The organism is Staphylococcus epidermidis, assembly GCF_006742205.1.
GTDB lineage: Bacteria > Bacillota > Bacilli > Staphylococcales > Staphylococcaceae > Staphylococcus > Staphylococcus epidermidis.
Map to the genome: position 1 here is coordinate 222,141 of NZ_AP019721.1, position 22,411 is coordinate 244,551.

At 32.8% G+C, this 22,411-nt stretch carries 24 protein-coding genes; 16 read left to right on the top strand and 8 right to left on the bottom strand.

All coding sequences use genetic code 11. The features are described 5' to 3' along the window. Positions 1–59: 59 nt before the first annotated feature. The 4 genes from FNL83_RS01085 to isaB all read left to right on the top strand — a co-directional run bounded on the left by FNL83_RS01085 (position 60) and on the right by isaB (position 3,587). Positions 60–1,100: an alpha-ketoacid dehydrogenase subunit beta gene (locus FNL83_RS01085; RefSeq protein ID WP_001830482.1), complete on the top strand. Its 1,041-nt coding sequence runs from the start codon at positions 60–62 to the stop codon at positions 1,098–1,100. A gap of 13 nt (positions 1,101–1,113) precedes the next feature. Continuing rightward, positions 1,114–2,391 carry a dihydrolipoamide acetyltransferase family protein gene (locus tag FNL83_RS01090; RefSeq protein ID WP_001830479.1) on the top strand — a complete coding sequence of 426 codons (1,278 nt, stop codon included), beginning with the start codon at positions 1,114–1,116 and terminating at the stop codon, positions 2,389–2,391. Between the two features lie 269 nt (positions 2,392–2,660). Further along, positions 2,661–2,798: a hypothetical protein gene (locus FNL83_RS11985; RefSeq protein WP_032604695.1), complete on the top strand. Its 138-nt coding sequence runs from the start codon at positions 2,661–2,663 to the stop codon at positions 2,796–2,798. A 276-nt stretch (positions 2,799–3,074) separates the two neighbouring features. Next, on the top strand, positions 3,075–3,587 hold the full coding sequence (isaB, locus tag FNL83_RS01095) for an immunodominant staphylococcal antigen IsaB family protein (RefSeq protein ID WP_001829442.1): 513 nt from the start codon (positions 3,075–3,077) through the stop codon (positions 3,585–3,587). Between the two features lie 164 nt (positions 3,588–3,751). Here the strand turns inward: isaB and FNL83_RS01100 are convergent, their stop codons facing one another. Further along, the gene (locus FNL83_RS01100; RefSeq protein WP_142191182.1) at positions 3,752–5,344 is read right to left on the bottom strand and encodes a BCCT family transporter; all 1,593 of its coding nucleotides are present in this window, start codon (positions 5,342–5,344) and stop codon (positions 3,752–3,754) included. Positions 5,345–5,524: 180 nt separating this feature from the next. On the opposite strand from FNL83_RS01100, the gene FNL83_RS01105 reads away from it, so the two are divergent. Beyond that, the gene (locus tag FNL83_RS01105) at positions 5,525–6,085 is read left to right on the top strand and encodes a tubby C-terminal domain-like protein (RefSeq protein ID WP_001829430.1); all 561 of its coding nucleotides are present in this window, start codon (positions 5,525–5,527) and stop codon (positions 6,083–6,085) included. A gap of 33 nt (positions 6,086–6,118) precedes the next feature. On the opposite strand, the gene pcp is transcribed toward FNL83_RS01105, so the two are convergent. Together pcp and trhO are read right to left on the bottom strand one after the other, a co-directional pair. Next, positions 6,119–6,757 carry a pyroglutamyl-peptidase I gene (gene pcp / locus FNL83_RS01110; protein ID WP_001829422.1) on the bottom strand — a complete coding sequence of 213 codons (639 nt, stop codon included), beginning with the start codon at positions 6,755–6,757 and terminating at the stop codon, positions 6,119–6,121. A gap of 193 nt (positions 6,758–6,950) precedes the next feature. Beyond that, positions 6,951–7,913, bottom strand: coding sequence for an oxygen-dependent tRNA uridine(34) hydroxylase TrhO (trhO, locus tag FNL83_RS01115; RefSeq protein WP_001829434.1), 963 nt, complete (start codon positions 7,911–7,913; stop codon positions 6,951–6,953). A gap of 282 nt (positions 7,914–8,195) precedes the next feature. Between trhO and FNL83_RS01120 the strand changes: the two genes are divergently transcribed. Continuing rightward, positions 8,196–9,173, top strand: a complete 978-nt coding sequence (locus FNL83_RS01120) for an SMP-30/gluconolactonase/LRE family protein (RefSeq protein ID WP_001829433.1) — start codon at positions 8,196–8,198, stop codon at positions 9,171–9,173. Positions 9,174–9,432: 259 nt separating this feature from the next. Here FNL83_RS01120 and FNL83_RS01125 read toward each other — a convergent pair whose 3' ends face one another. Together FNL83_RS01125 and lqo are read right to left on the bottom strand one after the other, a co-directional pair. Next, entirely contained in the window at positions 9,433–9,948 is a 516-nt protein-coding gene (locus FNL83_RS01125; RefSeq protein ID WP_001829423.1) for a YceI family protein, read from the bottom strand. A gap of 1,217 nt (positions 9,949–11,165) precedes the next feature. After that, positions 11,166–12,662, bottom strand: coding sequence for an L-lactate dehydrogenase (quinone) (gene lqo, locus FNL83_RS01135; protein WP_001829441.1), 1,497 nt, complete (start codon positions 12,660–12,662; stop codon positions 11,166–11,168). 351 nt (positions 12,663–13,013) lie between these two features. On the opposite strand from lqo, the gene FNL83_RS01140 reads away from it, so the two are divergent. Continuing rightward, positions 13,014–13,532, top strand: coding sequence for a GNAT family N-acetyltransferase (locus FNL83_RS01140; protein WP_001829416.1), 519 nt, complete (start codon positions 13,014–13,016; stop codon positions 13,530–13,532). A gap of 143 nt (positions 13,533–13,675) precedes the next feature. Here the strand turns inward: FNL83_RS01140 and FNL83_RS01145 are convergent, their stop codons facing one another. Beyond that, positions 13,676–14,083 (bottom strand): YjdF family protein, encoded by a 408-nt coding sequence (locus tag FNL83_RS01145; protein ID WP_001829438.1) that lies wholly within the window; start codon positions 14,081–14,083, stop codon positions 13,676–13,678. Positions 14,084–14,245: 162 nt separating this feature from the next. Further along, complete coding sequence (locus FNL83_RS01150) at positions 14,246–14,656, bottom strand: Lrp/AsnC family transcriptional regulator (protein ID WP_001829421.1); 411 nt, start codon at positions 14,654–14,656, stop codon at positions 14,246–14,248. A 102-nt stretch (positions 14,657–14,758) separates the two neighbouring features. On the opposite strand from FNL83_RS01150, the gene FNL83_RS01155 reads away from it, so the two are divergent. The 9 genes from FNL83_RS01155 (at position 14,759) to hisIE (ending at position 21,453) form a co-directional block, all read left to right on the top strand. Beyond that, complete coding sequence (locus FNL83_RS01155; protein WP_001829440.1) at positions 14,759–15,175, top strand: carboxymuconolactone decarboxylase family protein; 417 nt, start codon at positions 14,759–14,761, stop codon at positions 15,173–15,175. 236 nt (positions 15,176–15,411) lie between these two features. After that, positions 15,412–16,224 (top strand): ATP phosphoribosyltransferase regulatory subunit, encoded by an 813-nt coding sequence (locus tag FNL83_RS01160; protein WP_001829417.1) that lies wholly within the window; start codon positions 15,412–15,414, stop codon positions 16,222–16,224. A 24-nt stretch (positions 16,225–16,248) separates the two neighbouring features. Beyond that, the gene (gene hisG, locus FNL83_RS01165) at positions 16,249–16,863 is read left to right on the top strand and encodes an ATP phosphoribosyltransferase (protein ID WP_001829424.1); all 615 of its coding nucleotides are present in this window, start codon (positions 16,249–16,251) and stop codon (positions 16,861–16,863) included. After that, positions 16,856–18,100, top strand: a complete 1,245-nt coding sequence (gene hisD, locus FNL83_RS01170; protein ID WP_001829419.1) for a histidinol dehydrogenase — start codon at positions 16,856–16,858, stop codon at positions 18,098–18,100. The genes hisG and hisD overlap by 8 nt, the downstream gene beginning before the upstream one ends. Positions 18,101–18,215: 115 nt before the next feature. After that, entirely contained in the window at positions 18,216–18,794 is a 579-nt protein-coding gene (hisB, locus tag FNL83_RS01175; RefSeq protein WP_002437839.1) for an imidazoleglycerol-phosphate dehydratase HisB, read from the top strand. Then, the gene (gene hisH, locus FNL83_RS01180) at positions 18,791–19,369 is read left to right on the top strand and encodes an imidazole glycerol phosphate synthase subunit HisH (RefSeq protein ID WP_001829439.1); all 579 of its coding nucleotides are present in this window, start codon (positions 18,791–18,793) and stop codon (positions 19,367–19,369) included. Before hisB ends, hisH begins: the two co-directional genes overlap by 4 nt. Beyond that, a complete protein-coding gene (gene hisA, locus FNL83_RS01185) occupies positions 19,362–20,066 on the top strand; it encodes a 1-(5-phosphoribosyl)-5-((5-phosphoribosylamino)methylideneamino)imidazole-4-carboxamide isomerase (RefSeq protein WP_001829444.1) in 705 nt (234 codons plus the stop codon). The genes hisH and hisA overlap by 8 nt, the downstream gene beginning before the upstream one ends. After that, on the top strand, positions 20,063–20,821 hold the full coding sequence (gene hisF, locus FNL83_RS01190; RefSeq protein WP_001829431.1) for an imidazole glycerol phosphate synthase subunit HisF: 759 nt from the start codon (positions 20,063–20,065) through the stop codon (positions 20,819–20,821). Before hisA ends, hisF begins: the two co-directional genes overlap by 4 nt. Further along, positions 20,818–21,453, top strand: coding sequence for a bifunctional phosphoribosyl-AMP cyclohydrolase/phosphoribosyl-ATP diphosphatase HisIE (gene hisIE, locus FNL83_RS01195; RefSeq protein ID WP_054828593.1), 636 nt, complete (start codon positions 20,818–20,820; stop codon positions 21,451–21,453). The genes hisF and hisIE overlap by 4 nt, the downstream gene beginning before the upstream one ends. Positions 21,454–21,561: 108 nt before the next feature. On the opposite strand, the gene FNL83_RS01200 is transcribed toward hisIE, so the two are convergent. Next, positions 21,562–22,347, bottom strand: a complete 786-nt coding sequence (locus FNL83_RS01200) for an arylamine N-acetyltransferase family protein (protein ID WP_001829426.1) — start codon at positions 22,345–22,347, stop codon at positions 21,562–21,564. Positions 22,348–22,411 lie beyond the last annotated feature (64 nt).

Consider the following 22,411-nt stretch of genomic DNA (forward strand, 5'->3'; position numbering starts at 1 on the left):
GGAATATTTATTAAAAGATATAAGAACAAATGACCTAACCACATAAGGAGGTTTTTACGATGAGTGAAGAACGCAAGTTAACATTTATGGGGGCTATTAATGAAGCTATTGACCAATCTATGGAAAAAGATGAGGATGTCATTTTAATTGGTACTGATGTCTCAGGTGGTGCAAAAGTAGACCACATCAAAGATGACGATACATTCGGTGGTGTATTTGGTGTAACAAAAGGACTTGCAAAAAAATATAGTCGTAAACGTGTAATCGATACACCAATTGCTGAACACATTACATTGAGCACGGCAGTAGGAGCTGCTGCGACAGGGCTACGTCCAATTGCTGAACTCATGTTCAACGACTTTATTGGATTTGGTTTAGATCCAATTTTAAATCAAGGGGCAAAAATGAGATATATGTTTGGTGGAAAAGCCAAAATCCCACTAGTTGTACGTACTGTTCATGGAGCAGGGGCAAGCGCTGCTGCACAGCACTCTCAGTCTTTATATAATATGTTTGCAGCAATTCCAGGAGTTAAAGTTGTTGTTCCATCTAATCCATATGATGCGAAGGGTCTACTGATGTCAGCTATTCAAGAGGACAATCTTGTTGTCTTTTCAGAAGATAAAACATTATTAGGACAAAAAGGTAATGTTCCTGAAGAACCTTATACTATAGAAATTGGTAAAGCCAATGTGACGCGTGAAGGTGACGATTTAACAATTGTGGCTATTGGAAAAATGGTAGCTGTAGCGGAAGAAACTGCTGAAAAACTTGCAGAAGACCAAGTATCAGTTGAGGTCATCGATTTACGCTCAGTGTCACCATGGGATCAAGAAACAGTTTTAGATTCTGTGAAGAAAACGGGTCGCCTAATTGTTATTGACGAATCTAATCCACAGTGTAACATTGCTGGAGACGTTGCTTCAGTGATTGGAGATGTAGGATTTGATTACTTAGATGGTCCAATTAAGAAAGTGACCGCACCAGACACTCCTGTACCATTTGCAGCGAACTTAGAGGCGGCATATATGCCGAATGCTGATAAGGTATTAGACATTGCATCTGAATTAATTGATGATTTAAAAAAGGCTAACGCATAGGAGGTGTATCACAATGAGTGAAAATATTATTATGCCAAAGCTTGGAATGACAATGAAAGAGGGAACTGTTGAAGAGTGGTTTAAATCAGAGGGTGACACCGTAAAACAAGGAGAGAGTATTGTTACAATAAGCTCTGAAAAATTAACCAACGATGTTGAAGCGCCGGCGAGTGGGACATTGTTAGAAATTAAAGTGCAAGCCGGAGAAGATGCAGAGGTTAAAGCGGTATTAGGTATAATTGGAGAAGAAGGGGAAGCTATTGATAAAGATGAAGATGATTTAGCATCAGAAAAAGTAAAAGAAGACAACGAGCATGAGAAGGAAACGCAAGAAGTTAAAGATACATCACAACAGTCTTCCGATAATAAAGATAATTCGCCTAAAAGCGCAGCACGAGAAAGAATCTTTATCTCACCCCTCGCACGTAATATGGCTGAGGATAAAGGATTAGACATTAACAAGATAAAAGGCACAGGCGGTAATCATCGTATTACAAAACTAGATATTCAACGTGTTGAAGCAAATGGGTACGACTATGCTAGTGATACGACATCTAATGAAGATACAAGTCATGTTCCAACACAGACTGTGGATACAAGTGCGATTGGTGAAGGATTGAATCCTATGCGTCAACGTATTGCTCAAAACATGAGACAAAGTCTTAATAGTACTGCTCAATTAACATTACATCGTAAGGTTGATGCGGATCGCTTGCTAGATTTCAAAGACAGATTAGCTACGGAACTTAAACAAGCAGATCAAGATGTTAAATTAACTGTTACTACATTATTAGCTAAAGCAGTAGTGCTTGCACTTAAAGAATATGGGGCAATGAATGCTCGCTATGAACAAGGCGAGTTAACTGAGTATGAAGATGTTCATTTAGGAATCGCAACGTCTCTAGATGAAGGCCTTATGGTGCCAGTGATTAATCATGCAGATACAAAAAGTATCGGCACTTTAGCCCATGAAATTAAATCATCGGCTGAGGCTGTTCGGGAAGGAAACACAGGAGCAGTACAATTAGAGGGAGCAACATTTACAATTACTAATATGGGTGCTAGTGGTATAGAATACTTTACACCAATTTTAAATTTAGGTGAAACAGGTATTCTAGGCGTTGGTGCTTTAACTAAAGAAGTCGTGCTAGAAGCGGATAACATTAAACAAGTTTCAAAAATTCCTTTAAGCTTGACATTTGATCATCAAATTTTAGATGGTGCAGGTGCGGCCGATTTTCTTAAAGTACTAGCTAAATATATCGAAAACCCTTATTTATTAATGTTATAGGTAGTGACAATGAATGAGGCTGGGACATAATTCCCTAGCAAAATAGCCAGTAAATGAGTTTTCATAAATTCATTTACTGGCTTCTTTATTTACAATACTTCGTATTGTTGGCTCGCTTTCTTAGGGGACAGCTTCAGCCTGTAGTCTTCAGCTTGTCCTGTTCCCTCAAGAGTCTCGCCAAAATACTTAAAAAAATAAGCCCTTTCGTATAATTTAATAAATACCAATAAACTAAATTAACGAGGTGCCTTATGTATAAAGAATATAACTTGACTCAACATACTCTACCAATGGAAACTTCAGTTCTTATCCCCACAAATGATATTTCACGACATGTAAATGATATTGTAGAAACAATTCCCGATACTGAATTCGATGAATTCAGACATCATCGTGGCTTAATATAAGAAAAGTAACAGCTCAACGAGCTGAAAATAATCAAAAAAATTATAAAAAAGACAATTTCTATATTATTTCAATAGAAATTGTCTTTTTTTACTTATCTTGAACCTTTTTGTCCCAGCTTCGCTCTCATTCAATTTCAAAATAAAGATTGATAGAGCACCGATAAAAACCATTAAGAGATTTTTTTACCTATTAATAGATAGTTGTAATAATTAATGAAATATTATATGTTGGGTGTAGCAACACATTATCATTTTATATTAGGAGTGTGATACATTATGAAAAGGTTTGCGAAAGCATTTGTCGTAAGTGGTATTACTTTAGGTGCAATTTTAGGTTTAAACGTAACAGAGCATAATGGTGTATCTAATGAAGCAAAGGCACAAACAGCACACAGTTACTGGTATAAATATAATGGTTATACTGCATCGGGTGGCGACTTTGTACTTAGCAATTCATTTTATCAAGGTTTAAAAGCTGGAAACGTTACATTTAATGGTATTAAGGTAAATCAAAAATATGAATCTAAGACTGCTACTAAAAAAATATACGATCAGACATTTCAACAAATTAATGGAAATAAAGCAAACAACGTACAATTTAAAATTGCTTCCAGAACTGTTACTTTAGATCAAGTTAAACAAAAGTATGGAAAAAATTATAATTATCAGCCATCATTATCTAAAAACAAAACAAGTAAGACAGATGGCTTGTACGGTTATCAAGTCGGAAAAGGAAACATCGTTTTCCACGTTAAAGATGGGTATGTCACAAGTGCTACATTGTCATAAATGATTATATATAGCAAATTAAAAAACGAGAATATTATTTTAAAACATAGATAAACGGGAGTGGGACAACGAATTCAATATGAATTCTGTCCCGCTCCCGTTGCGTCATAGTTCAAAAGAATAATAAAGAAAATGAATAATAGCATTACTTAATTAAAGATGTGTTACTTGTTATCTTGTTCGTCCTGTTTTTCACGCTCTTCTAATGAAATAGAGTAATCTTTTTCATCATCAATTGATGTCATTTTAAAATGATGGATGGGTTCTCTTTTTAAAGCCCTCATGAGTGAGAATATCATTAATAATAAAATGATAGAGAATGGTAGACCTGTAATAACTGATGCAGTTTGTAAACTTTTAAGACCACCTGCAATTGTCATAGCAACTGAAAACGCCCCAATAAGTAGACCCCATAGGACTTTATGTTTTAAAGTTGGATTGATAGAACCACCTGTAGCCATACCTGCAACAATATGCGTAGTTGAATCAGCACTTGTTACAATAAAGATGAAAATAAGTACAATAGCTAAGGAACTAGTGACTTCCGACAATGGAAAATGTGATAATAATTCAAACAAGGCAACAGTATAATCTTTATCTACAATATGAACAAGCTTGTCGTTATGATTTAAAGCAAGTTTAATAGCTGTACCTCCAAAACCTGCAATCCATGTAAACGAAATTAGAGGAGGAATAATGAGTACACCTACGACAAATTCTCTAATTGTACGTCCTCGAGATACTCTTGCTACAAAGCCCCCAATAAAAGGAGACCAAGAAATAACCCAAGCCCAATAGAAAACAGTCCACTGTTGAATCCAACTATCATCTCCTGAGTATGGATTTACGCGTAAACTATATTCTATAAAATGCTGCAAATAATCAGAAATTGCTAGTGTGTATGATTCTAAAATAAATTTTAAATCTCCAAAAATCAAAATAAATATAAGTAAAATAGCACCTAATAAAATATTTAAATTACTTAACCATTTTACACCGTGATTTAAGCCAGTTAATGAAGATCCTAAAAATATGGCTACCATCAAAATAGTAATTAAGATTTTAGTGAAATTATTATTAGGAACATCAAAGAGATGGTTTAATCCACCACCGATTTGCATAATTCCCAAACCAATCGACGTAGCAATTCCCATGACGGTTGCGATAATAGCTAATATATCAATAATATTCCTGAAAGGACGTTTATAAGCTTCACCAAAAACGGGTTCCATAGCTGTTGAAATAAGCCCGTTACGTTGTTTTCTAAATTGAAAGTATGCAACGATTAATCCTGAAATTGCAAATATTGACCATTGTGAAATACCCCAATGGAAGAATGTATATCCCATCGCAACACGTGCTGATTCTTCAGAGTGATCTGCAATTTTTCCAGGGAAGGGTGAATGGAGATAATGCGTTAAAGGTTCTGCAACACCCCAAAAGACTATACCGACGCCAAGACCTGCTGAAAATAACATGCCAATCCAAGATAGCATGGAAAATTCTGGTTCTTCTTCATCCGAACCAAGTTTAAATCGACCATATCTAGAAAAAGCTAAGAATATTAAAAATACATCTAAAATAAAGACAATGATAAGGAATAGCCAACCAAACCAATTTGTAATCCAATCATAAACGCTCTGCGCATACATCCCAAATGCTTTAGGAAAGATACCCGCAATAAGAGTAATAACAACAATAATTAAAACAGAGATAGTATAAACAAGAGTATTGTTTATTTTTCGTTTGTTTTTCATTTTAATATTTTTATTCATCCCTTTTTAACTTGCAAAGTATTTGTTTAAAGTATACAGATAATTAGAAATATTTTCAAAAATACTTTTTGGATTAAAAATGATTTTATAATAAAGAGATTTTGATTTAGAGAAGTCTGTTGTATATGATAAAAGTATGATATTAACGAGATGGGTGACAAAATGTATAAATATTTAAAAAGAAATCGATTCTCAACGCAGACTTCAATTATAAAAAATGACGCTCAGCAACCTGTTGGTATGATATCGAAAGTGTATAAAAATTTTATTCAAAAATGTATTGGTTATTTGACCTTAGGTTTAAAATTAAATCAATATGAGATATGTGATGTGAATAATAATAGTGTAGCTTATATTAAGGTATCGCGATATATGGAGAAAAAACATTTTAAAGTTGAATATCATGATTCAAAAGGTAGGCAGTGTGAAGCGTTATTTGATAAGCAAAGTAATGGTTATGAGGAGACGTATGGAATATTAAAAATTGACGGTATAATATTAAATATTCATGCTAATGAGAAACATCATACTACTATCAAAGATATAAAGCGAGATACACAAATTGCGAGTTGGAAACAAATTGGTGATTATGCTTATGCAGAAGGGAATGATGGGCTATTTAAAGAACATCAATTACTCTATATTCTTATCATGCACGCTTTTGCTAATACATATGTGAGCAAACGTCAAACGAACTTGATGTTCCCAGGGCCACCTGTTTAAAGTACATACAAGAATGATTAGTGAACTAAGAGACTATTGGATTTCTCCTAATGCGATCTTGTTATCTTCAACGAAGTCGATAGCTTTGATTGCTTCAGTTAATCCTTTTACGATATCTTCAACGGACATTGAAGATTGTTGAGAATGATTGATTGTTTGTTCAGGAATCAAAGGCACGTGTATAAATCCCAATAATAAGTCAGGGTAAAAATGGTCTGCCATATATCCGAGTTGATATAAGATATGATTACATACAAATGTTCCAGCGGAATTAGATAGTCTGCTAGGAAGACCAGCCTTTTGAATTGCCATTGTCATTCTTTTGATAGGTAAATTAGAAAAATAAGCAGGTGCGCCATCGTGACGTATAACTTGATCAATAGGTTGGTGTCCTTGATTATCTTTAATGCGTGCGTCATCTATATTTATACCTACACGCTCAGGAGTGATTTCACTACGACCACCTGCTTGTCCGATAGCTAGAGCAACATCATAATTTTTAGATTTTAACACTTTAGCAATCATATCCGCAGAGTCATGAAATACTGTAGGAAGTATCAATCGATCAATTTTATGACAGCCAATTTTAGTTTCCAAATGGCTAACAGCCTCTAGTGCAGAATTAATTTTTTCATCTCCAAATGGTTCAAATGCTGTGACTAATATTTCCATGCAAACACTCCTTAAGTAGACTTATTATATTATTAATTTTAAAACTATCAGTGATATAAATGATATCAACATATGCCATTTTGCGTATTCTTTATGTCAAAAAACAGGGTTAAAAGTTATTATAGATATTTAAATCATATAAAATACGCCTTTATATGTGAAATGTTAAACTCACAATAAAGGCGTGTTTGAATTATGCATGTGTGTGTTCAGGCACATCTTTGAAATTATTTAAACGACGTTGCCATTCTTCATTGCTAATATGATGACGGGCAACGTAGCGATTGCGCTCATGTTTTGCACAATCATACGAACATGCACCTAAATATTTTTCTTCATTTTCTTCAGAAACAAGAATTTGTTTATTACATTCAGGGTTTGCACAATTAATGTAACGTTCACAAGGTGTTCCATCAAAATGCTCTTTGCCGATGACTGTTTTATCAATTTGATTCACATCGACACTAATACGTTCGTCAAATACATACATCTTACCATCCCAATATTGCCCTTTAGTTTCAGGGTCTTTACCGTATGTAGCAATACCACCATGCAACTGACCTACGTTTTCAAATCCTTCTTTTACTAACCAACCAGAAAATTTTTCGCAACGAATGCCACCTGTACAATATGTGACAATATTTTTTCCGTCGAGTTGTTCTTTATTATTACGCACCCATTCAGGTAAGTCACGGAATCGTGTTATATCAGGACGAATAGCTCCACGGAAATGTCCTAAATCGTATTCGTAATCATTTCGAGCATCTAATATAACAGTATTTTCATCTTCTAATGCGGCTTTAAATTCTTTAGGAGAATAGTATTTACCGGTAATTTCACGTGGATTAATATCTTCTTCTAAGTCGAGTGCAACAATTTCACGTCTTGGACGCACGTGCATCTTTTTAAACGCATGACTTTCAGCTTCATCAATTTTAAAAGTTAAATCAGCAAAACGATTATCTGCATGCATATGCTCTATATATTTATCAGTATCTTCTTTAGTTCCAGATAATGTTCCATTAATGCCTTCCGTTGAAACTAGTATTCTTCCTTTTAAATGATGTTCCTTACAAAATTTCAAATGTTCGGCTGCAAAAGTTTCAGGGTCATCTATAGTTACATATTTATAATAAAGTAGTACTCTATAATCCATAAATCTGTGCTCCTCTTTAGTCAATTTTAGTTAATTTAAAAGTATTTGAAGTTATATAAAAAATTTGATAGTGATTGAAGTTTAAAAATTAGACATTTTAATATTGTATCAAAATGAGAATTACTTTCAATAAGATAGCCTATAAATCCTTCATTTGACCGATATAAGATGTGGTGGTTTTCATATATGAATAAAAGTGTAGTCGTGTAGCTATAATGACATTTAATATAAAATTTTATAAAATGAGAATAAAGTCACTGAATAAAGAGAGGGATCCAATCGATGGCAAATCAAAAATTACCAACATTAAAATATACTGGTAAATCAGAAAGTGCAGTGCCAATTGTGTCAGAAAGTGAATTGCAAACGGTAACAGCAGAGCCGTGGGTGAAAATTTCAGATAAAGGGTTACAACTAGAAGGACTTAATTTTAATCGCGAAGGTCAGTTATTCTTATTAGACGTGTTTGAAGGGAATATTTTTAAAGTTAATCCCGCAACAAAAGAGGTTACAACAAAATTTCAGTCTGTTAAAGATAATCCGGCAGCGATTAAAGTACATAAAGATGGTCGTTTATTTATCTGTTATCTAGGTGATTTTAAGACAACTGGAGGCATATTTGCGACAACAGAAAAAGGTGAACAAATAGAAGAAATTATTTCTGATTTAAATACAGAATATTGTATTGATGACATGGTTTTTGACAGTAAAGGCGGATTTTATTTCACGGATTTTAGAGGGTATTCTACACAACCTTTGGGCGGTGTTTACTATGTAGATCCAGACTTTAAGACGGTTACGCCAATTATTCAAAATATTTCTGTGGCGAATGGTATTGCTTTAAGTACGGATGAAAAAGTGCTATGGGTAACTGAAACTACAACTAATCGACTTCACCGAATCGCATTAGAGAATGATGGTGTGACTATTGCACCATTTGGAGCGACAATACCATATTATTTTACAGGTCATGAAGGACCGGATTCTTGTTGTATTGATAGTGATGATAATTTATATGTAGCTATGTATGGCCAAGGACGTGTATTAGTTTTCAATAAGAGAGGTTATCCTATAGGTCAAATTTTAATGCCAGGACGTGATGATGGAAAGATGTTACGTACAACACATCCACAATTTATACCTGGTACAAATCAACTTATAATTTGTACTAATGATATTGAAAACCATTCTGAAGGTGGATCTATGCTTTATACAGTTAATGGTTTTGCTAAAGGATATGAGAGTTATCAATTTCAATAAACTCTTGAAAAAGCGTATAGAATAAGTTGTTATGTATAAATAAAAGAAGTAGAACAAAGGTTGAATAAAACTTTATGTTCCTCACTCGTATAGCTTAATTTGAAAATTTGATACAACTCATTGTATTTTCTATTAATGCAACGATTGCCATAAATAAATATGCCTGAGACATTTAATGTGTCCCAGGCATTTATAATATGTGTTCTTGTATTTTACTGTTAAAGATAAAAGCTTAAGAAAATTTTCTATAACAAATCGTTTAATTGTCGATGCTAAATTCTGCTGATGCTTCAAATTTTACGTTTTTACCTAACATCACGCCACCAGTTTCTAAAGCTTGGTTAAAATTAATACCATATTTTTCGCGGTTAATTGTTCCACTAACGATAAAACCAGTGACTTGCTGTCCATTCATTGGATTTTTACTTACACCATTAAATTCAACATCAAATGTCTCTTCATGAGTTTCACCTTTAATTGTCAAATCTCCAACTACTTGATTTTCGTTAATTTCTTTAGTTACAAATGTCATTTTATCGTTGTCTTCTGTACCAAAGAAATCGTTTGATCTTAAATGGTTGTCTCTGTCCTCATTTTGAGTGTCAATTGAACTTGGAATAATAGTAGCTGTTGCTTTTAGTGAAGTTAAATCATTAATATCTCCATCTAATTGAACATCGAATTGCTTAAATGTTCCTTTTACTTGGGACACCATAAGATGTTTAATTTTAAACTGAATATCACTGTGAACTTGATCAAAGTTAAATTTTGTCATTATTATAACCCCTTCTCTCTTTATTACAATAATTACGTTTCTTGTACTTGTTATTCTAGATACAGTAAGATGACTTATCAATTTTTTTGCTCTCATTAAATTAACGGGTTTTTAAACTTTTTTAGTGTGTCTATATTACTATATTCTTTAAAAAGAAATGAAGTATACATAAGAGAATGATGATATTTGACAATCAAGAGTAAATATATCTTCCAGAAAAATGTTGTGAAATTTCACATAAATATAAAAAAGAACATGTGATTGTTGATTTGAGGTTGCTCATAGTGAGGATTATTGAATTATAAACTAAAAATATTTCATTTAATACTGAAGTAAAATAACGTATGTCTAAAAAAATAATTAAACACATACATTTTCATTTGACATTGCAATTAGAAGAAAGTAACATAACATTAAATCGTAATTTTTACGATTTAAGAATGATATAGAGATGATGGTTGGATGAATATAAGATGGACATATCCGTCCCTGTCTATTTTATTTGAAGTGCAAACAAAGTGAAAATTCTTCAATACCTCATATAATACATCAATTGACCATCATCTATTATATTGTTCTTTTTATGTTTAGTTTCCTTTTATTTCTAACTCTTTTTATTTTCACTCGTCTTAGGACGGGTGTTTTTTATAGTAGAGTTATGAAATTGTTCAAGGTTCCGTTCGATTATATTCTGAAATTAAATCAATTCATAGACTTCTTCGTATCTATGATGACTTGCAACATGGAATTTTAAATGGCCTTTAGTACAATGAACATATTTATATAAAGAGTAAAGGAGTTAAACTACGTTTTTAAAAATGTATAATGAGATGATATTTAAGTTTGTTTTTATATAAAGAGAGATAAACTTATTTTTTATATAGAAACGGTGTTTATAAAAAATAAATTGTGACGGAATCGTGTGATTAGTTATTTTAAATCATTGAGTTTAAAAAAGGACAATTTATAAATTTTGCTGTATCGCTGATTTGTTAGATACATACTGTGACAGATACTTAATTCGCTAAGAAAGAATATAAAAAATCCTCCAACGAAGTTGGCTCGACTTCGTTGGAGGTATCAGGGGTAGGGGTTAATTTTGTTTCTAAATTTATTTACTCTAATTTAATATTAATTAAGGTTTTGAGTATAGGGAGAAATATTTTATACTTATTTATTTTCTCTTCATCATTTTTATATTTTACAGGGAAAGTATTTTATTTAGATTCGTAATAATTTAATTCTAAATCTTTAGATGTTTGTTTACGAGTTGCTCTCATTAACTTAACATCATCGATAAGAGATTTACCATATGATGGAATCATTTTTTGTAATTTTGGAGTCCAATCTTTTTCATACTCAGCAAAGTTTTTCTCTAAAACTTCTAGGGCTACTGATACTGAAGTTGATGCTCCAGGTGATTCACCCAATAGTGCGATAACAGAGTGGTCTTTAGAGTTAACAACTTCTGTACCAAATTGAATGAATCCTTTACCGTGTTCTTTAGTATCTTTGATAACTTGAACACGTTTACCTGCAGTGTATAATTGCCAATCTTCGTCACGAGCTTCAGGGTAGAACGTGCGTAGATGGTTCATACAACCTTCTTTAGTCATTAATACTTGGTCGATAGAGTATTTGATTAAAGGTAAGTTTTTAACTGCAGATGCTAGTAATGTTGTGATGTTATAAGGTTTAACTGATTTGAATAAGTCTAAGTTAGAACCGTTTCTTAAGAATTTAGGGCCAATATTTGCAAATGGTCCAAATAATAATGTTCTTTCACCTTCGATATAACGTGTATCTAAGTGTGGTACAGTCATTGGAGGTGTGCCTGGTGGTTCTTTACCATATACTTTGACGTCATGTTCATTAATTACATCAGGGTTTGTACAAATTAAGAACTGACCACTGATAGGGAATCCACCAAGATGTTTACTTTCTGGGATACCAGTTTTTTGTAATAGTGGAATAGCGCCACCGCCTGCACCGATAAATACATAATCAGCTAGAACAGTTTCAACGTCTCCAGAATTACGGTTTTTAACTTTAACTTCCCAAGTACCGTCTTTACGACGATTGAAATTAATTACTTCGTGGTTGTATTGAACATCAGCATTTGGATGTTTTTCAATACTTTTTGCCATTTTACGAGTTAATTCACCGTAGTTAACATCTGTACCTTCGTCAATTTTACTAGCCGCCATGATTTCGTTACCAGTACGACCTGTCATCATTAATGGCATCCATTTTCTCATTTCTTCGATATCTTCTGTATATTCGATGTTATCGAACATAGGGAAGTTACGCATTGCTTCGTAACGGTTTTTTAAGAATTTAACGTTATTTTTACCTCTTACGAAACTAATGTGAGGAAGTGGATTAATGAAATCTCTAGGATTACTGATGTTACCACTTTTTACTAAGTGACCCCAGAATTGTTTTGAAATCTCGAATTGTTCGTTGATTTCTTTGGCTTTTTCTATATCAATTGAACCATCAGGTTGTTGTACTGTATAGTTCAATTCACATAACGCCGCATGTCCTGTACCGGCATTGTTTCTTTCGTTAGAACTTTCAATACCTGGACGATCTAAGCGTTCATAGAGTTTGATGTTCCAATCAGGTTCTAATTCTTTAATCATAGAACCAAATGTCGTACTTAAGACACCAGCGCCAATAATAACAACATTTTTTGACTCTTTATTAGCCATTTTTTTGCTCACCTTTCTTTGGTTTAAGAATTCGTGCAAAAATAATTAAATTATTGCGCTGATTCCTATTATAAGACGATAGGCTATATAACAAAAATACATATTTATAATACTACCTATTCCATTTTGTAATATTTTAGACACAATATGATCATTGATTAGACACATTTACTAGTGAATAAGTATAAATATAAGGTGAACTATAGTGTCAAAATTGAATGTTATGTGAAATTTTTTGGTGAGACTGACGTAAGTCTAAATACAATATATACTCTTCTCAATAGTGAAAAGAGTGCGTAAACAATATTAAGTTATCTACAATTGAATAATTTATTGGAAAGAGGGATGTAGATGTTAGAAACACATAGATTAAAGCTAGTGAAGCCTAATTTGAGTTATACAGATGAACTTTATCAATTGCATACAAATAAGGTAGCTACAAAGTATACACCTAAAGGTATTCATCAGAATAAAGTAGCAACCCAAGATTTTATTAAAGGATGGATGAGGCATTGGGATGAATATCAATTTGGTTACTTCATTTTAATTATGAGAGATAATCACGAAGTAGTGGGAATAGCGGGATTTGAGTATCGTACAATTCATCAACAACAGTTTCTTAATGCGTATTATAGAATCTTTCCATCGTATACTGGTGTTGGTTTAGCTTTTGAGTCAATGGAGGAGATTGCCCGTCATTTAAAAAAGCATGATACCATAACACCAAAATTAATTCGAACAAATCAATATAATACAAATTCTATTAAATTAGCACAAAAACTTGGATATAATTATGATGCTAACTGGGACGATGTAATTAATAAAGGAGATCGTTGTTTTTTTAATCTACAAACGTTGGATAATAACTAAAAGTACAATGAATTCGTAGTTTTTATGAGTAATTAAAAATGAAGGAATGATTAACTTCAAATTGGTAGATTTAAGTTATCTATATTAATTTGAAAAAGTTTTGAGTCTGCCACATTTAATATATGTGGCAGACTCAATTAAAATTAGTGACCTTTGTGCTTTTCATGTGCTTTTTTTCTTTTTAACATTCTTTTGTATTGTCTGTGTCGTTCTTTTTCTAAACGCTGAAGTTTTTTACTCTTTAGCTTATTCAATTCTTGTTCTTCTTTAATCGCTTGTTGAGCAAATGTAGTTAAATTGGTCTCTTTTTGTTCTTTAGCGATTTTACGTTGTAAACGTTTTGGATTAATCTTTTTATGCTTTTGAATAGGTTTCTTCTTGCCATGTGTTTGATTTAATAAAGGAATAAGTTTAAAAGTTATGAATCGTAACACTGTTTCATCGCTAGGTTCATTGCCAAATGTAACTTTTAGATATTTATGAATGAAGCCTTCTTGGTATTCCACGACACCTACAAAAAATTGACCATCATGAAAAATAGATAATTTCACAGATAAGTCCCTCCTCAATTTAAAATTGAAATGATGGACGACCTGAGGAGGAAGGTTACTGACAAATATAAGTAATTTGCATTGGGACTACCAACCCAATTGTGTTTTTACATTTCTTTATATAGTATTACATAAACGACAATATTGATAAATTATAAAACACTATTTTGTTTCTGAAAATATAAAATGTGTTTTTGTATGACCATAATATTGGATTTCGTTGATGAGTGTTTCGACTTCGCTCATCTTTTTAAAATGCGCTTTAAATATAAAGCAACTATCTCCAGAAATTCTATAGCAAAAATCAACATTGTTTTGAACTGAAATGAATGCTTTGAAATCTTTATATAGGTTATTTTTTATAGTTACTTCTATCAAAACATTAATATCGAAACCTAATGCATCGTAATTAATGTCGATTGTATATCGTTCAATGATTTTCGAATCAATAAGTTTATAGATTCGTTCTCGAACAGAGGGTGTAGATAAATTTACTTCCTTTCCAATTTCAGAAAGCGATAGCTTACTATTTTGCTCAAGTAAGTGTAGGATCTTTTGATTTGTTAGGTCCAATGGGCAAATCTCCTTATTATTAATAAGTAAACTATAAATTTACTTTAATTATAACATTCATCATTGGTGTTTGATTAATTAAAATAAATAAGAGGTGATTAGATGGCTATAATTAACTTATCTCATCGTGGTGATACTTCTTTTGACAAACTTCTCGGACATCTCCCTAGTGTTCAAGAAAAATGGAATGCATTGGAAGATATATTAAAAAATGAGGGGCAATTATCTGTTGATTTAAAAGAAGAAATTAGAAAAATACTAGCTCAAAACAGTGGTTGTCTATACTGCAAATCTAAAGGAAAACCCAATAAGAAATTTACCGATGAAAAATCTATAGTTTGCATAGGTTTTGTTGATGTTTATGTGTCACAAAATGGACGGGTTCCACAATCTACAATACAGGTTTTAACAAAGACATTGACTGATATAGAAATTGTAGAATTGTTAGCATTCGTATCATTTACCCACTGTCAACAAGAATTTGGTGCTATGATGAATTTACAACCTAGTAATAACTGAAAATTTAATACTGATCAATAATATATGCCTCTTGTAAAGTATTAGTTACTTTGCAAGAGGTTTTTATTTTAATTGAAAATTGATAATTAAAGACTTAGAAAGAATTTATTATAAAAGAAAGAATTTTCTGAAAAATACTTGTCAGATAACTTGTAACATGTTAGTGTATTACTACATTTTTACTTTAATGTATTATCGAACTAAAGAATTCAGTGTGAGGGAGGGGCGGCGTAAATATGAACAATACCATCATTTCAATGAAAGAAAAGGAATTACGTTTTTTAAAGTTTTTTCATCAACAAAAGTATAATGTTGTAGATTTTAACTTAATTGAAGAATTGGATTGGCGACGATTGACTCATGAGGATTTGCAACAAATGGATGAAAGAAGCTTTTGGCAACAAAATAAATCTATTTATGCATTAAGAAATGATTTTACCGATCAATTATTCAGATATTATTCGAACTATCCAACACATTTAAAAAAAGTAGCTTATGCAGGGGATATTATCAGAGATAACAGAGTTATAAAGCAAGTCGGCATTGAGAACTACGAGCCACAATTTGATAATATCACTCAAAATTTCTTAGATTTCCAATATTTTATTCAAAACGTACTTCATGATGACATTCAATTTGTCATTTTAGGTCACTATCAATTGATTGATGCACTTTTAGAGAAAAATCATCAAACTAGAGAAGTTATGGAGATGATAGAAGAACGTAATTTATCAGGGCTTATTCAAAAACTAACTTTCAATCATCCCATCATTCAAATTCTTAAAGAGAACACATTAAATCAACTTAAAATACTCTCTCATTATTTACCTGAGCGACACCCTGCAATGGTGGCAATTCAATCTTGGGCACAATGGTTTACTGATCATGGGATTACTGAAATCCACCTTGATGTAACTGCACAAGCGCCTAGATCTTATTACAAAGGTATTTTTATAAAATGTCATCTTAAAAATACTACTCATAGCGTTTTGACAGGTGGATATTATCACGGTTCACTAGAAGGTTTTGGTTTAGGATTAACACTTTAATTATAAAAGGTGAGGTGGAACACCATGTTACGAGTTGCATTAGCAAAGGGTCGTTTATTAAAGAGTTTTATCGAATATTTACAACAAGTTAATCAGATAGATATTGCAACTGTACTTTTAAATAGACAGCGACAGTTATTGCTTACAGTCGACAACATTGAAATGATTTTAGTTAAAGGAAGCGATGTTCCTACTTATGTAGAACAAGGTATTGCTGATGTAGGAATTGTGGGGAGTGATATTCTGAATGGTCAAAAATATAATATTAATAAATTACTCGATTTGCCATTTGGTAAATGTCATTTTGCGTTGGCGGCAAAGCCAGAAACATCTTGCTATAAAAAAGTAGCAACGAGCTATGTACATACAGCTACTCAATTCTTCAATAAAGAAGGTATGGATGTAGAAGTGATTCACCTTAACGGTTCAGTTGAATTGTCATGTGTAGTGGATATGGTTGATGCTATTGTAGATATTGTACAAACTGGTTCTACGCTTACAGCTAACGGGCTCGTTGAGAAAAAGTATATCAGTGAAATTAACGCTAAGTTAATTACAAATAAAGAATCATATTTTAAGCAATCATCTGAAATAGAGAGACTAATCAAGCAGTTGGGAGTGTCTATTAGCTATGCTTAGCGCACAACAATTTTTAAAAGAATTTAATAATGTTGAATCTCTAAATGAATCTTTGTACGAGATAGTGAGTCACATTTGTGAAGAAGTTAAATTACAGGGAGATAAAGCTTTAAAAAATTATAATTTACAATTTGATCAAGTGGAAACTGAGAAGCTTGAATTAGAGCAAAGCCAACTAAAAAATGCATACGACATGCTAGATAATGAAACACGAGATGCATTAGAGCAAAGCTATCAGAGAATTAAAGTGTACCAAGAAAATATTAAGGTAAAACAGGAATCATCTCAACAAACTGAATGTTATGAACGATACCATCCTATCGAACGTGTAGGTATTTACGTGCCGGGAGGTAAGGCTAGCTATCCGTCTACAGTATTAATGACTGCAACACTTGCTCAAGTAGCAGGTGTTAATGAGATTACTGTTGTTACCCCACCTCAAAATAACGGTATATGTCAAGAGGTGTTAGCCGCTTGTTACATTACAGGTGTTCATCATGTTTATCAAGTCGGCGGAGCACAAAGTATTGCAGCGCTAACTTATGGCACGGAAACTATAAAAAAAGTCGACAAAATCGTAGGTCCAGGGAATCAATATGTTGCTTATGCTAAAAAGTTTGTATTCGGTCAAGTAGGCATAGACCAAATCGCAGGACCGACAGAAATAGCCTTGATTATAGACGAAAGTGCTGACTTAGACGCAATCGCTTATGACGTATTTGCACAAGCAGAACATGATGAAATGGCTTGTACTTATGTGATTAGTGAAAATGAAAAGGTACTTAATCAATTGAACACTATAATACAAGAGAAACTTCAGTATGTTGAACGGCAAGATATCATATCACAAAGTATTGCTAACCATCATTATCTAATATTAGCTCAAGATACTGAAGAAGCATGTTTAATTATGAACACGATTGCACCTGAACATGCATCTATTCAAACTCGAGCACCTGAAATGTATATAGATAAAGTTAAATATGTAGGCGCACTTTTTTTAGGTCATTTTTCTCCTGAAGTTATTGGGGACTATATGGCAGGTCCAAGTCATGTACTTCCTACTAATCAAACAGCTAGATTTACAAATGGGCTTTCTGTGAATGACTTTATGACACGACATTCAGTCATTCATTTATCACAAAAAACATTTAACGAAGTGGCAGAATCAGCTGAGCATATTGCACATATAGAATCTTTATTTAATCATGAAAAATCGATTCATGTACGCCGATAAGGATAGGTTATTACGATATCTGTTAATAAAAATGAAAGCGTATGTTCGTTACTCTATTGCTACAGAAGAACAACTTCTTCTACTGGAAAAATAGTGAAGAAATGGAGCGTATGTTATGAACTATCAAATCAAAAGAAACACTGAAGAAACTCAGCTTAATATTTCACTGGCTAATAACGGAACACAATCTCATATTAATACTGGTGTAGGATTTTTAGATCATATGTTAACGCTATTTACTTTTCATAGTGGATTAACTTTATCTATTGAGGCCACTGGAGATACGTATGTTGATGATCATCATATAACTGAAGATATAGGTATAGTTATTGGACAATTACTTCTTGAATTAGTTAAGACTCAACAAAGTTTTACAAGATATGGTTGCTCATATGTACCCATGGATGAAACGCTTGCTCGAACAGTAGTGGACATTAGTGGCCGTCCATATTTCTCATTTAATAGCAAGTTGAGCGCCCAAAAGGTAGGAACTTTTGACACTGAACTAGTTGAAGAATTTTTTAGAGCATTGGTAATTAATGCGCGATTAACCGTTCACATTGACTTATTAAGAGGTGGAAATACACATCATGAGATTGAGGCAATATTTAAATCTTTTGCAAGAGCATTAAAGATTTCTCTTGCACAAAATGAAGATGGACGTATTCCATCGTCTAAAGGAGTAATTGAATGATTGCGATTATTGATTATGGATTGGGAAACATAAGTAACGTTACTCGAGCGATTCAACATTTAGGATATGATGTGATTTTGACATGTAATGATAAAGACGTGCAAAAAGCTGAAGCTATCGTACTTCCAGGTGTTGGACATTTTCAGGATGCGATGCATTCTATAGAAGAAAAAAGCATCAAAGATATGCTTAAAAATATACATGATAAACCGGTAATTGGAATATGTTTAGGTATGCAATTACTCTTTCAACATAGCGCAGAAGGTGACGTTAGTGGATTGGAACTTGTCCCGGGAAATATAGTGCCAATCCAATCATCTCATCCTATTCCTCATTTGGGTTGGAATGAATTAAAGAGTACACATCCCTTACTGCAAAGTGATGTGTATTTTGTTCATTCATATCAAGCAGAAATGTCAGAATATGTCGTAGCTTATGCTGACTATGGTACAAAGATTCCGGGAGTCATTCAATACCGAAATTATATAGGTATCCAGTTTCATCCTGAAAAAAGTGGAACGTATGGATTAGAGATTCTAAATCAAGCGCTTAAAGGAGGGTTTATTAATGATTGATTTATGGCCAGCTATTGATTTGATTAATTCAACAAGTGTTCGATTAACAGAAGGCAAATATGATACAAAAGAAAAAATGGAAAAATCTGTAGAAGACAGTATCCGATTTTATAGTCAATTTAAATGTGTGAAACGTATACATATTGTAGATTTAATTGGGGCTAAAGCAAAAGAGGTAAAAGAATTCGACTACATCCGTTCCTTAAGAAAGGTGACCACTAAGCCTATAGAAGTGGGTGGCGGCATTCGTTCAAAACAAACAATTGAAAATTATATTCATTCAGGAATAGACTATTGTATTGTAGGTACAAAAGGTATCCAAGATATAGAGTGGTTAACACATATGACACATCAATTTCCAAATAAACTCTACTTATCCGTAGATGCTTTTGGAGAGAAAATAAAGATTAATGGATGGAAAGAGGATGCTAAACTCAATTTATTTGATTATGTTGCCAAAATTGAGCATTTACCTTTGGGTGGTGTGATTTATACCGATATTTCGAAAGATGGGAAACTTTCTGGACCTAATTTTGATTTGACAGGTCGTCTCGCACTTTATACATCGTTGCCTGTAATTGCTTCAGGAGGTATTAGACATCAAGAGGACTTGTTTCGATTAGAATCGTTAAATGTTCATGCTGCTATTGTAGGAAAAGCAGCACATCTGGATGAATTCTGGGAGGGATTATCTTGATTAAAAAAAGAGTGATTCCATGTTTAGATGTTAAAGATGGACGCGTCGTAAAGGGTATCCAGTTCCAGTCATTAAGAGATATCGGTAATCCAGTTGATTTGGCTCTTTATTATAATGAAGCCGGTGCAGATGAACTAGTCTTTCTTGATATTTCGAAGACGGAAGCAGGACATGATCTTATGATAGAAGTGATAGAAGCAACGGCAAAACAATTATTTATCCCTTTAACAGTAGGAGGAGGGATTCAAAATTTAGATGATATTACGCAACTATTAAATCACGGAGCAGATAAAATATCACTCAATTCAAGCGCTTTAAAACATCCAGAATTAATTCGACAAGCAAGCGAGAAATTTGGTCGTCAATGTATTTGTATTGCTATTGATAGCTTTTATGATAAAGACAGAAAGGATTATTTCTGTACTACGCACGGTGGTAAAAAATTAACTGATGTCAGGGTATATGATTGGGTACAAGAAGTAGAGCTTTTAGGTGCTGGGGAATTGCTTATAACTAGCATGCATCATGATGGAATGAAACAAGGTTTTGATATTGAACATTTAGCAAAAATTAAACAATTAGTTAATATTCCGATTATTGCCTCTGGGGGTGGAGGAAATGCACAACATTTTGTTGAACTATTTCAACAAACAGATGTTTCGGCAGGTTTAGCGGCAAGTATTTTACATGATCAAGAAACTACAGTGGCAGAAATTAAAGATAAAATGCGTGAAGGAGGTATCCTTGTGAGATGAATAAACTTATAGACTTTTCTAAGGGATTAGTACCGGTAATTTTGCAACATGCACAAACGGATAGCGTATTAATGTTGGGATATATGAATGAAGAAGCTTATCAAAAAACTCTGAAAGAAAAGAAAGTAACCTTCTTCTCTAGATCTAAACAACGTTTATGGACTAAAGGTGAAACTTCTGGTCATTTCCAACACGTTGAGAGTATTCATCTAGATTGTGATCAAGATGCAATCTTAATCAAAGTGATGCCACAAGGTCCTACAAGTCACACTGGAAGTCTGAGTTGTTTTAATAGTGAAATTGAATCGCGCTTTAAAATTCAAGCATTAGCACAAACGATTCATCAAAGTGCTAAAAGCAATCAATCTAACTCTTACACTCAATATTTATTAAAGGAAGGTATCGAGAAAATATCCAAGAAATTTGGTGAAGAGGCATTTGAAGTTGTGATAGGTGCGATAAAACATAATCGTGAAGAAGTTATTAATGAAACAGCAGATGTCATGTATCACCTTTTTGTGTTACTACATAGTTTGGATATTCCATTTTCAGAAGTAGAACAGGTACTAGCGCATCGCCATCAAAAAAGAAATAATTTTAAAGGCGAGCGCAAAAAGGTTCAAGAATGGTAAGGTAGTATAATTTAGAATTTTAATTAATCTAATATAGGGAATTTGTTCGATGAATCTTATAAATCAATTATTAAAAATAGGATGAAAGTGAATGACGATTCATCCTATTTATGGTTCAAATGGGATAATTGATACGTTTAAATTAAAATATTTTTTTAAAAAATATTTGTAGTTATTGGTAGTAACGTCATATTTATGTTTAGTACTATCATTGCTTAAAGTTAAAGAATGATAAGTCATTGTTGCACGTCCAAATGATTGTGGTTGTGTAATAAGCAAATGTCGTACAAAAATAGAATGAGGATGATGCTCATTGTAGCTTATTTTATCTTCAAAGTCTTTAATGCTTTGAGATTTTAAATGCGCTTCATAGAGTGTCATCCATTTATTTTGTCTAAGCTTCTGTAAGGCATATTGATTGTCATTAATCCAAACAGCACGGTAAACTCCATTTTTATCATATGTTGGAATGAATTGTGTTTTAGAACCTATCTCGATAATACTTGTAGGTAAATCACCAAATCCAACATCAGTAATATAAAGTGTTCCTTCGATATTAACGTAAAGTGACATATGCGAGCCTTCAGGACTACGTCCACCATTTGGTGTGTGAACTGTTGCCGCAGCACGAGTGACATGGAAGCCTTTATGTTCTAAATACGTAGCAAACAAATGATTTAATTCATAGCAAAAACCGCCACGACGTTGAATAACAATTTTATTGTATAAATCTTTGATATCGATTGAGATAGGAATCTTGTTTTGAACATTAATATTTTCAAATGGCACAGTTATCATAAAGCGTCTTACATAGTAATTTAATGCTTCAAGAGAAGGAGTCGAATAGTATGAATGTTTAATTTTTAGATAAGATTCAAATTTTTGTATATCCATTACTAATCATCCTTTATTTTCATATAAATCCATTATTTTATAGTATATGTAGATAACTATCAAT

Excerpts from the sequence above, each read along its gene's own strand:
- FNL83_RS01200 (WP_001829426.1), bottom strand. The coding sequence starts at position 22,347 with ATGGATATACAAAAATTTGAATCTTATCTAAAAATTAAACATTCATAC.
- FNL83_RS01105 (WP_001829430.1), top strand. The coding sequence starts at position 5,525 with ATGTATAAATATTTAAAAAGAAATCGATTCTCAACGCAGACTTCAATT.
- hisH (WP_001829439.1), top strand. The coding sequence starts at position 18,791 with ATGATTGCGATTATTGATTATGGATTGGGAAACATAAGTAACGTTACT.
- FNL83_RS01100 (WP_142191182.1), bottom strand. The coding sequence starts at position 5,344 with ATGAAAAACAAACGAAAAATAAACAATACTCTTGTTTATACTATCTCT.
- FNL83_RS01085 (WP_001830482.1), top strand. The coding sequence starts at position 60 with ATGAGTGAAGAACGCAAGTTAACATTTATGGGGGCTATTAATGAAGCT.
- hisD (WP_001829419.1), top strand. The coding sequence starts at position 16,856 with ATGCTTAGCGCACAACAATTTTTAAAAGAATTTAATAATGTTGAATCT.
- FNL83_RS01155 (WP_001829440.1), top strand. The coding sequence starts at position 14,759 with ATGGCTATAATTAACTTATCTCATCGTGGTGATACTTCTTTTGACAAA.
- FNL83_RS01120 (WP_001829433.1), top strand. The coding sequence starts at position 8,196 with ATGGCAAATCAAAAATTACCAACATTAAAATATACTGGTAAATCAGAA.
- FNL83_RS01090 (WP_001830479.1), top strand. The coding sequence starts at position 1,114 with ATGAGTGAAAATATTATTATGCCAAAGCTTGGAATGACAATGAAAGAG.
- FNL83_RS01140 (WP_001829416.1), top strand. The coding sequence starts at position 13,014 with ATGTTAGAAACACATAGATTAAAGCTAGTGAAGCCTAATTTGAGTTAT.
- trhO (WP_001829434.1), bottom strand. The coding sequence starts at position 7,913 with ATGGATTATAGAGTACTACTTTATTATAAATATGTAACTATAGATGAC.
- FNL83_RS01125 (WP_001829423.1), bottom strand. The coding sequence starts at position 9,948 with ATGACAAAATTTAACTTTGATCAAGTTCACAGTGATATTCAGTTTAAA.
- pcp (WP_001829422.1), bottom strand. The coding sequence starts at position 6,757 with ATGGAAATATTAGTCACAGCATTTGAACCATTTGGAGATGAAAAAATT.
- lqo (WP_001829441.1), bottom strand. The coding sequence starts at position 12,662 with ATGGCTAATAAAGAGTCAAAAAATGTTGTTATTATTGGCGCTGGTGTC.
- hisA (WP_001829444.1), top strand. The coding sequence starts at position 19,362 with ATGATTGATTTATGGCCAGCTATTGATTTGATTAATTCAACAAGTGTT.
- isaB (WP_001829442.1), top strand. The coding sequence starts at position 3,075 with ATGAAAAGGTTTGCGAAAGCATTTGTCGTAAGTGGTATTACTTTAGGT.
- FNL83_RS01160 (WP_001829417.1), top strand. The coding sequence starts at position 15,412 with ATGAACAATACCATCATTTCAATGAAAGAAAAGGAATTACGTTTTTTA.
- hisG (WP_001829424.1), top strand. The coding sequence starts at position 16,249 with ATGTTACGAGTTGCATTAGCAAAGGGTCGTTTATTAAAGAGTTTTATC.
- hisIE (WP_054828593.1), top strand. The coding sequence starts at position 20,818 with ATGAATAAACTTATAGACTTTTCTAAGGGATTAGTACCGGTAATTTTG.
- hisB (WP_002437839.1), top strand. The coding sequence starts at position 18,216 with ATGAACTATCAAATCAAAAGAAACACTGAAGAAACTCAGCTTAATATT.